The organism is Bacteroidota bacterium (genome assembly GCA_016699695.1).
In the GTDB taxonomy this organism is placed as follows: Bacteria; Bacteroidota; Bacteroidia; order Bacteroidales; family UBA10428; genus UBA10428.
In genome coordinates, this window is the sequence record CP065006.1 from 3,211,741 (window position 1) to 3,224,201 (window position 12,461).

Sequence of the window (12,461 nt, forward strand, 5' to 3'; positions counted from 1 at the left end):
AAGTGACTTTTTAAGGGACGACTAATTAATGCAAGAAAGTAAACAGATTACAAAGTAAGCGTTGATTTGCTTCAGCTACTTGCAAGCATTCAACTTTCTACAGTTCTGTAATGCTGGCTTTCCAAAATTCCCTTACTGGGCATACTGCTGAGCCTTTTGCCTTTTGTAGTTTTTACTTTTTCCTTTCAACTTATACAAGCCGTTTAATAATTCTGAGTTGATGCGTATATTGTTTGCTTTGGGTATGAAAGATGCCTTGTTGGTCGAGCTTGTCTATGCGCACAGAACCTGAGGCATGAATGATAATTCCGGGTTCAATCACAATACCTACGTGAGTTATCTTACCTTCAGGGTTATCAAAAAAGGCAAGGTCGCCTGCCTGTGATTCGGTCTGAAATGAAATTGTAGTTCCACAGGATACCTGCTGAGCAGCATCACGCGGAATTTTGATTCCCATGGCTTTGTAAACAACTTGTGTAAAACCCGAACAATCTATGCCCATGAAACTTCTTCCGCCCCATAAATAGGGTGTTCCGATAAACTGGAGTGCCAGATCTACAACTTTGGCATCCAATAGTTCTTCGTTTATGGTAATAAGTGTATGGGTTTTTGAGTCAATTAATTCTGGTAATAGTTCGCTGCCTACCGAAAGCCAAATACTATTACCCTCAAGTTCAACCAGCCGCGAGAAAGCCTTAATAACCGGAGCATTGCTGTTGATGTGGCTAAGCGTGCGGATTGTTTTACGTTCAACCCAGCCTTCGTATCCATCAAAATCCATTCGAACCAGAACCCAGTCGCCCGATTTTTCAATTTCTTTTGCTGTTTCTCCAAATAGCATCTGGCTTAACTGCTCCGAGCGGTGTGAGGGTTCTTTTCGTATGGGCAAATAGCTTTGCGGGCAAACAAGTGCATTCATAAAAAGTGTTCTAGACAGAGTTTAAAAGTAGTAAGGTTTGCATTATCATTCAAAAATAAAATGGCATTATCATACCAGTAAGATAGATAAAGCTAGTATTAATATCACGCGTTTGTTCTTTTTTTGCTTTCATGCACTTTTTACCTCCCACCTGTAAACAGTGAGCGAGGGTCATCCCCTATAGGTGAAAGAGGGGTGAGTGTGGGCAAAACTTAAATAAGTTTGTAACTGGCATAATAGCGGCTAATCATTTAAAATTAATTGATGATTTGGATAAATGATACAAATTTGTTGAGCTGTGTGGCATTGCATGACAATAAATTGTTCAGATTTTGCTAATTTGGCTACTTAACTGCTCAATTATGGCTAATCTGATAAATAAAGCAAAGCTCCATTTAAGGCCATTACTTACCCTATTGGCCTTTCTGCTTGCCGCGGTTCTGGTAGTGCTTATGTTGCCCCGCGAACGTCGTTTTGCCTATGATTATTCCAAAGGTAGCCCATGGGTGAACGAAGATTTAACAGCACAGTTTGGTTTCTCCATTCAAAAAACAACAGCAGAATTGCTTCGCGAACGCGATTCGGTGAGCCATATGTTGATTCCCTATTTTGTTTACGACACAGCGATTTGGTTTGAAAAATTGGACGAGTTCTATACAGATTTCAATAAAAAATGGATAAGCTTCTGCATACAGGAATTTAATATAAGTGACGCAGCCAGTTACGCCACAAGTGCGAAATATCAAAACCAGCGTAATTTACAAAAGTACTATAGTCAGTTTCTGGTTTCGAGGTTGGAACAATTCTATCAAAAGGGGATAATACGCTTACCCGAGCCCACTGAATTTCAGTTTAACGATGCAGGTATTATCAACCTGGTGAGGGGCCAATTATCTGAACAGGTAAACATCGATCAGCTTTATACTTCCAAAGAGGCCTATGAGCTCCTTCGAAAGGAACTTACTGCCGCCTACAAGAAAGATACCCGACCTTTGGCAAGCTGGTTTGCCTCATTCTTTAATAGCCTCGATCTGGGAGCCTACCTTCAGGAAAATCTTTTGTTGGATAAAAAACGTACCGAAATGGAGCTCAATGAAAAGCTCAAGGAATTATCGCTCACCAAAGGGTATATACAAGAGGGGGAATTACTTATTTCGCGTGGCATAATTGTAAGCCCGGAAGTAAATCAGGTAATCGAATCGTACAAATATGAATTCGAAAACCAGCAAGGAAATGTAAACGATATTCTTGCCTGGGGTGGCAGAATTGTCCTTACTCTAATTTCTTTTCTGGTGGTATACCTTTTCTTGCTTAGTTTCAGAAAGGAGGTGCTTCAGAACCTTACAAAAACAAGCTTCATACTTTTTTTAATGGTGTTGATGATTTTTGTGGCTACCATGGTTTCGGGCTTCGATAAGAAGTATTTCTATGTAGTGCCCTTTACCATTTTGCCTATTATTATCCGAACATTTTTCGACGAAAGGGTAGGTTTGTTCATTCACATTATTACTGTATTGCTTGCCGGTTTTATGGCATTTAATAGCTACGACTTTGTATTTCTGAATATCATTGCAGGGATGATTGCCTTGTTTAGTCTTACCAACTTTTACCATCGTTCGCGGTTTTTCCTGTCGGCCTTGTTCGTATTTCTGGCGTATTCGATTACCTATTTTGGTATTTCTGTGGTGAAAGAGGGAAGCCTTTCTCAAATCGATACCAGTAACTTTGGCTATTTTGGATTGAACGGAGTTTTTACCCTCTTGTCGTTTCTTTTGATTTATATTTTCGAAAAAACATTTGGTTTTTTGTCTGATACCACCCTGATGGAACTTTCAGATACCAATCAGCCCTTGTTACGAAAGCTTGCAGAAAATGCCCCAGCCACCTTTCAGCACAGCATGCAGGTGGCCAACCTGTCGGAGGAGGCAATTAGGCATATCGGAGGAAGTCCTTTGCTGGTGCGCACGGGTGCACTCTACCACGATATTGGAAAGATGATAGACTCCTCTTATTTTATAGAAAATCAGGTCGGGGGTCCAAATCCCCATCAGGATAAAGACATTAAGGATAGCGCGCGCATAATTATAAACCATGTGAAGCTCGGAGAAGAGATGGCAATAAAGCACAAAATACCGAAACCAATAATAGATTTTATTCTGATGCACCATGGTACTTCTACGGCCAAGTATTTTTACAAGACCTATCAGAATGAACATCCGGACGAAGAGGTCGATAAAAAAGATTTTCAGTATCCGGGGCCTCGGCCACTTACCAAAGAAACTGCCGTTCTGATGATGGCCGATACAGTAGAAGCAGCTTCGCGCAGCCTTGAAAACTATAGCGTTGATAGTATCGATGAGCTGGTGGAAAGGCTAATAAATCAGCAAATGGCCGATGGCCAGTTTGAAGATGCGGACATTACTTTCAAAGAAATTAAAAAGGTGAAAGAGGTATTTAAGCTCCGTCTTCAGAATATTTATCATGCACGAATTGCTTATCCGAAATGAATAATCTGAATTTATATGGTAAATGAATAATAAATTATCTGTCAACCCCACCATATTTAACTGGTGTTAATTCTAGAGCAGAATTTGAATTTACAAACTAGGGCTGTAATTGGTATTTTATCCACAATTAATAACTTAGTTCTAATGGTTGGACTAAAAAACAATAAACAATTAACCTTTAAATTGCATCATTTGCGAGTATTGGACGGTGCCTCAATTCTTCTTCTCCAGTTCGTTTAAGTGTTCCATTTTTTTCCGTGCCAGAAAATCTGCAATACTCTCAAGGTGTTCTTTTACGCGCTTATTCCCAAATTCGAAAACTTTCGTAACCAGGCCATTCAGAAAATCGCGGTCGTGCGAAACCAGAATAAGGGTTCCCTCATAATTCATCAGGGCTTGTTTCAATATATCCTTGCTTCGTATGTCGAGGTGGTTGGTAGGCTCATCAAGTATTAGAAGATTGTAGGGTTCGAGCAGTAATTTTATCATGGCAAGCCTTGTACGCTCCCCTCCCGATAGCACTTTTACTTTTTTGTCAATGTCTTCGCCACTGAACATAAAGGCTCCCAATAGGTCTTTTATTCTGGAGCGTATATCACCTTTGGCAATGTCGTCGATGGTTTCAAAAACTGTTAATGATTCGTTGAGCAGCGAAGCTTCGTTTTGTGCAAAATAGCCTATATGTGTGTTATGACCCAGGCTTACTTTTCCACCATGTTCTATTTCTCCCATGATGGCTTTTACGAGGGTAGATTTCCCTTCGCCATTTTTTCCAACAAAAGCAACTTTGTCACCGCGTTCGAGGGTAAAGCCAGCATTAGAAAAGACCACATGATCTTTGTAACTCTTCGAAACGTTTTCTGCTATTACCGGATAGTTTCCTGAACGGGGAGCTGGCGGAAACCTTAGCTTGAGATGCGAACTGTCTACTTCGTCAACTTCCACTAATTCAAGTTTCTCCAGCATGCGCACACGCGATTGTACCTGGTTGGTTTTGGAGTAGGTTCCCTTGAACCTTTCGATAAACTCCTGGTTCTCGGCAATCATTTTTTGTTGCTCATCATAAACCTTTTGTTGCTGTTCGCGGCGCTCTTGTCTCAGCACAAGGTATTTCGAATAGTTCACTTTGTAATCGTAAATGCGTCCCATGGTTACTTCAATGGTACGGGTAGTGATACGATCGACAAAGGCGCGGTCGTGCGAAATGACCATCACCGCCTTGGCACTGTTAACCAGAAACTCTTCAAGCCATTGAACCGATTCAATGTCGAGGTGGTTGGTTGGTTCGTCTAAAAGAATCAGATCGGGTTTACGCAGCAATATTTTTGCAAGTTCAATTCGCATCCGCCAGCCACCACTGAATTCGTTGGTAGGCCTGTTAAAATCACTTCTTTCAAAGCCCAATCCCAGTAATATTTTTTCTATTTCGGAATCGAAATTCAGATCGCCAAAGCTATAAAGCTTTTCACTGAGGTTCGACACCTCCTCGATGAGTGCATAATAGCTCTCCGATTCATAGTCGGTACGAACCGTGAGCTGGTGGTTGAGGTTATCGATTTCTTTTTGCAACTCAAGAATTGTAGCAAATGCTTGGCTTGCCTCTTCGAATAAGGTGCGTGAATTATCGGTAATAAGATGTTGGGGCAGATAGGCAATAACGGCGTCTTTTGGTGCTGAAACCCTGCCGTATGAAGGTTTTTTTTCGCCAGCAATAATCTTGAGCAAGGTCGATTTTCCGGCCCCATTTTTTCCCATAAGGGCAATTCGTTCGTTGACATTTATTACAAACGAAATGTCTTTAAAAAGGCTTGTTCCGCCTATCTCAAGGCCTAGACTATCAACAGAAATCATTTACGCGTTTTTTAATTCAGCGCGCAAAGGTAGGAATTTGAAAAAGAAAAAAACATAAATACTAAGCCTGATATTTTAGTTTCTTTCAAGGCCTGGGTTTCTCATCGATGCATGAACTAAAACCTCAGATCAACTACTTCAATTTTTGGATAATTTTCAGGTTTGAAAGTGAAGCGGCTGTCGTCCATAGGTTTATCGTAGCGCGTATTCAGAATAAAAATAGTGTAGTCGATGGCATCTTTGCTTATAGCCTTCATCATGTAAATGGCGTCGGTGTCTTTTCTGATAAAGAGTTTAAAGCGCGAATAGGGCTGATTGAGATCCACAGGGTATAAATCTATTTCGTAGGCCCAGTAATTGTCTACTTTGGCTTCGCCTATGAGCTGGTATTTGAAGTTTTTGTCATAAAACGAGAAAATAAGTGCCGGGTTATCGACAAAATCGCCTTCTCCTTTTCCTGGTTGTGTAATGGTTACTTCGTTGATATCGGTCATATAGCTCCACATGGTCTTTCCATCGAAATACACTGAGGTGCCCATCGATTGCAGAATATACTTTTCTCCCTTAATCTCAATGCTTCCAGAGGTTTTGGAATGAAGGTTATCCATGCGGTTGTCAATTACAAGCTCAAAATCTGCCTCGATGGTCTGGTAGGTTTTCATCTTCTCGCTTACCCGGTCAAGAATCTTTTTCGCTTCCGGGTCTTGCTGACCGCTAACTAAAACAGGAACAATGAGGGCAATTATGTAAGTTATTTGAGCTTTCATATTGTTTGGATTTTTCAGAAAACAAGGATTTGTTTTAGTTCAAACTTTTCAAATATTGTTCCAAAGAGTAAGTATCCGGAAATAGCACTTGCCGAGCTTTGCTGCCTTCAAACGGACCTACTACTCCAGCCGCTTCTAGTTGGTCCACAATGCGTCCTGCACGGTTGTATCCAATCGAAAATTTTCTTTGTATGAGTGAGGTGGAGCCTTGTTGATGTGCCACAACCAATCGGGCTGCTTCGTCGAAGAGTGCATCGCGTTTCGACAAATCCACATCCAGAATATCTGGGGCATTTTCGTCGATGTATTCGGGCAGGTAAAAGGCTGTAGGGTAACTTTGCTGTTCGCTGATGTATTTGGTAATCCGCTCCAGTTCTGGTATATCAATAAAAGCACACTGGAGGCGAATCAGTTCGCTGCCCGGCGCAAAGAGTAAATCGCCCCGGCCAATGAGTTGGTTGGCTCCCGGACTATCCAGAATGGTGCGCGAATCAATCATGGATGTAACCCTAAAGGCAATGCGAGCCGGAAAGTTCGCTTTAATCACACCTGTAATAATATTGGTAGTGGGGCGTTGAGTAGCGATGACAAGGTGAATTCCGATGGCACGAGCCAGCTGCGCCAATCGGGCCAATGGAGTTTCCACTTCGCGCCCGGCTGTCATAATCAGGTCGGCAAACTCATCGATAATTACCACAATGTAGGGCAGGTATTTATGCCCGTTTTCGGGGTTCAGTCCTCTTTTTATGAACTTCTGGTTGTACTCTTTGATGTTGCGCACCTGGGCTTTCTTGAGCAGGTTATAGCGCTCATCCATTTCAATACACAGGGAGTTAAGCGTATGAATTACTTTTTGTGTATCGGTAATAATTGCTTCGCCTGCTTCAGGTAATTTTGCCAGGTAGTGTTTCTCGAGGCTCTGGTACAAGGTAAGCTCTACTTTTTTCGGATCAACCAGAACAAATTTCAGCTGGCTGGGGTGTTTGCGATAGAGTAGCGATGCCAGGATCACATTTAATCCTACCGATTTTCCCTGTCCTGTAGCTCCTGCTACCAGCAGGTGAGGCATTTTAGCCAGGTCGAATACATAGGTTTCGTTCGATATGGTTTTTCCAAGGGCAATGCCGAGTTCGAATTTCGATTCCTGAAACTTACGGGAGGTAATCAGCGAACGCATCGAAACAACCTCGGGTTGCTGGTTAGGCACCTCAATACCTATCGTACCCTTCCCGGGTATGGGTGCAATAATCCGTATACCAAGTGCCGAAAGGTTGAGTGCTATATCGTCTTCGAGATTTTTTATCTTTGAAATACGTACACCCGGTGCCGGAACAATCTCGTAGAGGGTTACCGTAGGGCCAATGGTGGCTTTAATTTTGTCGATACTGATTTTATAATGCCCGAGGGTTTCAACAATTTTATTCTTATTGCTGATAAGCTCTTCGTTGGTTACACTGGCGTTGGCAGCATCGTGTTTTTCCAACAAATCAATGGGTGGTAATTTGAAGGAAGATAATTCAAGCGTAGGGTCGTAATCCTCCAACGGGAATTTTTTCCATGCCTTATGCGACTCTGCTGTTTCGCCGGACTGAAGAACTTCGGTTTCTGGCTGTTCATTTTCTCCAGCAAGAGGGTCCTGAAAATGGATTTCTTCTTCCAGGTATGGATTCATCGGATCTTCATCCTCCTCCTCCACGTCCTCCGTGTTTTTTATTTCGAACCTGTCCTGTAGCAGTGTATTATTTTCATTTTGCTTGAATTCAGTTTCAAATACCAGGTCATTAATGGCTTCTGTTTTTATTTCAGTCTCAAACTCAGGGTCGTTTAGATCATTATTTGTACTTGGTTTTTTACCTTTTAAAAGTTGAACAAGCATTTTAGCTATAACCACTGTAAGGTTATATAGTCTGGGCCAGAAGAAATAAAGGAAAACCAATGTGCTGGCCAGCAATATTATTACGGCCCCTATAATGCCGGCCAGGCCTTTCAGGTAGAGTGCCACAAAATGTCCGTGACGTCCTCCAAGGCCACTACCAAGCAATGGAGTGTTTAATGTGAGTAAACCCAGCCACAAGGAGACCAGAATCGTGGAGAGGCTGGCAACGAACATAGATTTGCCAAATGGAAGAATTTTAATCCGGAGAAATTTACATCCAAGCAAGAAAACGATAAAAGGTATGGACAAGGATGCTAGTCCAAACCAACGGTCAACCAACAAGCTGGCGATGCCGGCACCCATTTTTCCTATCCAGTTTTTAGCAGTAAAGGCAGCCTCATTCCATTCAGGAGACCATGCTATACTTTGATCGTACTTCCATGTGAATATGTAAGAAAGCACCGAAAGGGTTATGATTACTGAAAAAGCGAGTAATAAAATACCCATGATTATTCTAAACCTGTCATCGGCCAGAAATGATTTCTTTTCTTTTTTGACCGCAGCCTCGGAAGTTTTTTTGTCTTTTGCCATGAGAAGCTTTGCACAATATTAGTGGGCAAAGTTAATATGCCACATGGTTATAACAGGTTATTGAACGAATTATTATTTAACAATTTGCGATAAATAGCAACATCGAATAGAAAAAATAGGCGATGCTTAGAAAGAAAGAGTTTCTGACTAGATTGGCATTTAACAGAGATACTACTGCATCAGGCGGTCGAGGGCAAATATCATTTCTTCGCGTGTAAGTTCCACGGCCGATTCAGGAATCCGAAGATCCTCTTTAGGTTCCTTGCCAGGAATAAATTTTTCGGCTACAAAACGCATCTTATAAGGCCCCATGTAAAGTACAAAATCGGTAAGAACTCCATCTATATCAAGATAGGGGTTTGTAACATTCGGATGCTCTAGGGCAATGTCGTAGGTATAAAAAATATCGAAAGTTTCGTTGGTGGTAGGAATAAATACCTTGGCATGCTGCGATTGTAGGCCTGCAATAAGCAATTGTGTGGTGTCTTTTTCAATTTTCAGGTTTTCGAAGATATCAAAGCAACACATCAATTCGTTGCGGTTGCCTGTAAACACATAGTTTTTGTCAAGCACTTTAAGATAGGTAGTACTTTTTCGCTTATTAAAATAGGTGAGGTTGCTTAAGCGGAACATACCCATAAAGCCATCTATGGTGTTTGTAGAAAATTCTTTATTAAACTCAAGGATCATTTTTCGGGGCAGGAGCGAAGGATCGAAATTTCCCTGGTCTGCATTGAGGTAAGTAATACGGTATTCCAATCTACCTGCCTTATGAGTACCCTTGTGCTCTTCATGCTTGCAACCAGCCATCAAACCAACCAACAGAACAAGAAGAAAAAGAGAATAGTTTTTTTTGTGCATTATAATCTTTGTTAGGCCTGGTTGAATATACTTAGTTTGCCATGAGTTGTTCGTGCTATTTGACCGATAGCTCTTTTTTCTTTACTAACCTATTTATATACTTCTTTCAAAGTAGCATAATACTTTCATCGTCCGGGCTCTTCAGCAGACTAATTTCATAAAATTGCTTCAGTAATTTGTATACTTTTGCGGTATACATACACACATCTTAAAATATTTTATCATGCCAGTAAATCTGAAAAATCGACATTTTCTTAAATTGTTGGATTTTACTCCTACCGAAATTAAGTTTTTATTGGATCTTTCATCCAGCTTAAAACAAGCCAAGTATGCAGGCACCGAACAGCCGATGCTTAAAGGTAAAAACATTGCATTGATTTTTGAAAAAACTTCGACCCGCACCCGTTGCGCTTTTGAGGTAGCAGCATTCGATCAGGGAGCCCATGTAACCTATCTGGGACCTTCGGGCTCGCAAATCGGGCATAAAGAATCGATGAAAGACACTGCACGTGTGCTTGGGCGCATGTACGATGGGATTGAGTACCGCGGATTTGGTCAGTCCATTGTGGAAGAATTGGCTGCTTATGCCGGTGTTCCTGTCTGGAACGGACTTACCGACGAGTTTCATCCTACCCAGATTCTTGCCGATATGCTTACCATGATGGAGCATAGCGATAAACCCCTGAATCAATTGAAATTTTGCTACCTGGGCGATGCACGCAACAACATGGGTAACTCCTTAATGGTTGGATGTGCAAAAATGGGAATCGATTTCCGTGCAGCAGCTTCCAAACAATGCCAACCCGACGAAAAGCTGGTGAATACATGCCGTGAAATTGCCAAAGAAACAGGGGCTAAAATTACCATAACAGACAATGTGAAAGAAGCCGTTAAAGATGCCGATTTCCTTTATACCGATGTGTGGGTATCCATGGGAGAGCCTGCATCTGTTTGGGATGAACGCATCAAACTATTAAAACCTTACCAAGTGAACAACGAGGTTATCAAAGCCACAGGTAACCCCAAAGTGAAATTTTTGCATTGCTTGCCAGCCTACCATAACCGCGAAACAAAAATTGGCGAAGAGATCTTTCAGAAATATGGATTGGATGCCATGGAAGTAAACGATGAGGTATTCGAATCGAAACATTCAATTGTGTTTGACCAGGCCGAAAACCGCATGCACACCATCAAGGCTGTAATGGTGGCTACTCTTGCCTGAACGGTATAATTCATTGACCTTGCTATAATTTATGCCCGGAAAGTTTCCCTTTCCGGGTTTTTTTTATTAACTTGTATCATTAGTGTCCACTATAAATTAAAATACGTTCTTTGAAATCGTTGTAGAATCTATATTTCAGGACTTTTTTGTTACGTGTCGATTTGAAATACTTAATTCGTGAAAATGTTATTTCATGAATCAAGGTAAGTATGTTTTTGCACAGATTATAGAGTTTCTGCCTAAGAGAGTTTTCGATTGTATTGTAGATCGTTTTTCCGCAGATAAAAATGTTCGTCATTTCAGTTGCTGGAATCAAATGTTATGCATGATCTTTGGGCAACTTACCAATCGAGATAGCCTCAGGGATTTGATTGTTGCTATTGAAGCCCATAGCAGGAAAACCTACCATTTGGGTTTTGGGAAAAGTGTTACCCGCAGTAATCTTTCAAAAGCCAATGAAAATCGAAACAGCAAGGTATTTGAAGAATTTGCGTATTATCTTATTGATGTCGCCCGAAATAAACGCAAGAATGAAAATTTTGAAATTAAAGGAAAAGTTTATGCCTTTGATTCTTCCACCATTGATTTATGTTTAAATGTGTTTTGGTGGGCGAAATTCCGCAAAGCAAAAGGAGGTATCAAACTGCATACACTCTACGATATCACTACTCAAATTCCGGCCTTCATTCATATTACTGCTGCAACGGTAAACGATGTCAATGTTATGGATTATATTCCTTATGAGGGTGGTGCATACTACATTTTCGACCGTGGTTATGTCGACTACAGCCGGTTATATAAGATAACGCTGCTTTCTGCCTTTTTCGTAGTCCGTGCAAAGTCAAACCTTCAATTTAAAAGAATTTATTCTCAAAAGATTGACAAGACCACCGGGGTGCAAAGCGACCAAATTGGTAAACTGACAGGGTTTTATGTCTCAAAAGATTACCCTGCTAAATTGCGAAAAGTGAAATACTACGATAGCGAAATGAATCGCACCTTTGTATTCCTAACCAACAATATGACGCTTACCGCTCAGGAAATCGCACTTCTTTACAAGAATCGTTGGCAGGTAGAACTATTTTTCAAATGGATAAAACAGCATCTTAAGCTAAAATCCTTTTGGGGTAACTCTGAAAATGCTGTCCGTATCCAAATTTATACCGCAATCATCACATATTGTTTGATTGCAATTGTAGGCAATGATCTCAAAATAGACCGTTCAACCTACGAAATATTACAAGTTTTAGGAATCTCTCTACTGGACAAAACTCCTGTAAAAGAGCTATTTACAAATATAGATTACAATGATGTCAAAGAACTTGATTATAAACAACTGTCACTCAGCTTATTTTAAGTGGACAGTCATGAACTTGTATAGCTTGGTAACATTTCAATTTTTCGGCATTATGACAATTTATGTGGGCAACATCAATTATTCAATGGGCGAAGAAGATGTAAAACGCATTTTCGAGGTACTCGGAAAAGTGGATGCAATTAAACTCATCCGCGACAAGAAAACTGGTAAATCCAAAGGCTTTTGCTTTTTGGATATGGCCAACAAAAAAGAAGCAATGGAGGCCATAAAAACCCTCGATGGTAAAACCGTTGCAGGCCGAAATTTACGGGTATTAAGGGCACATACCAACAAAGTAAGGGAAATGGCTCTTTAACTCCCAATTAATTTTGTTTGGTTCTCTCCAATTTAAGCGCATCTTAACGCGGGAATCTTTTTTATAGGCTGTGGATGATAACAAACAATCAGCTTGTAAATTCGCATTTTGTTTGAAATGTTTGCTTTCCATTTTTAAGATTTCTCAATTAATGTCAGGATGTAGTTTCTGTTTGTCTGACTCTGTTTTCATTA

General features: G+C 40.8%; 9 protein-coding genes. 4 read left to right on the plus strand and 5 right to left on the minus strand.

Translation table 11 applies throughout. From position 1 onward, the window contains the following. Nucleotides 1–190: 190 nt before the first annotated feature. Nucleotides 191–919, minus strand: a complete 729-nt coding sequence (locus tag IPM71_13385) for a C40 family peptidase (protein ID QQS50562.1) — start codon at nt 917–919, stop codon at nt 191–193. A gap of 362 nt (nt 920–1,281) precedes the next feature. On the opposite strand from IPM71_13385, the gene IPM71_13390 reads away from it, so the two are divergent. After that, nucleotides 1,282–3,426, plus strand: a complete 2,145-nt coding sequence (locus IPM71_13390) for an HDIG domain-containing protein (GenBank protein QQS50563.1) — start codon at nt 1,282–1,284, stop codon at nt 3,424–3,426. A gap of 213 nt (nt 3,427–3,639) precedes the next feature. Here IPM71_13390 and IPM71_13395 read toward each other — a convergent pair whose 3' ends face one another. From IPM71_13395 to IPM71_13410, 4 genes are all read right to left on the minus strand, one after another. Then, nucleotides 3,640–5,277, minus strand: coding sequence for an ABC-F family ATP-binding cassette domain-containing protein (locus tag IPM71_13395; protein QQS50564.1), 1,638 nt, complete (start codon nt 5,275–5,277; stop codon nt 3,640–3,642). Between the two features lie 116 nt (nt 5,278–5,393). Next, on the minus strand, nt 5,394–6,044 hold the full coding sequence (locus IPM71_13400) for an outer membrane lipoprotein carrier protein LolA (GenBank protein QQS50565.1): 651 nt from the start codon (nt 6,042–6,044) through the stop codon (nt 5,394–5,396). A 34-nt stretch (nt 6,045–6,078) separates the two neighbouring features. After that, nucleotides 6,079–8,511 (minus strand): DNA translocase FtsK 4TM domain-containing protein, encoded by a 2,433-nt coding sequence (locus IPM71_13405; protein ID QQS50566.1) that lies wholly within the window; start codon nt 8,509–8,511, stop codon nt 6,079–6,081. A gap of 171 nt (nt 8,512–8,682) precedes the next feature. Beyond that, nucleotides 8,683–9,372 carry a hypothetical protein gene (locus IPM71_13410; protein QQS50567.1) on the minus strand — a complete coding sequence of 230 codons (690 nt, stop codon included), beginning with the start codon at nt 9,370–9,372 and terminating at the stop codon, nt 8,683–8,685. A 223-nt stretch (nt 9,373–9,595) separates the two neighbouring features. Between IPM71_13410 and IPM71_13415 the strand changes: the two genes are divergently transcribed. The 3 genes from IPM71_13415 to IPM71_13425 all read left to right on the plus strand — a co-directional run bounded on the left by IPM71_13415 (nt 9,596) and on the right by IPM71_13425 (nt 12,267). Next, a complete protein-coding gene (locus IPM71_13415; protein ID QQS50568.1) occupies nt 9,596–10,594 on the plus strand; it encodes an ornithine carbamoyltransferase in 999 nt (332 codons plus the stop codon). Between the two features lie 193 nt (nt 10,595–10,787). After that, nucleotides 10,788–11,951, plus strand: a complete 1,164-nt coding sequence (locus tag IPM71_13420) for an IS4 family transposase (GenBank protein QQS50569.1) — start codon at nt 10,788–10,790, stop codon at nt 11,949–11,951. Between the two features lie 52 nt (nt 11,952–12,003). Continuing rightward, complete coding sequence (locus IPM71_13425) at nt 12,004–12,267, plus strand: RNA-binding protein (protein QQS50570.1); 264 nt, start codon at nt 12,004–12,006, stop codon at nt 12,265–12,267. Nucleotides 12,268–12,461: the final 194 nt, after the last annotated feature.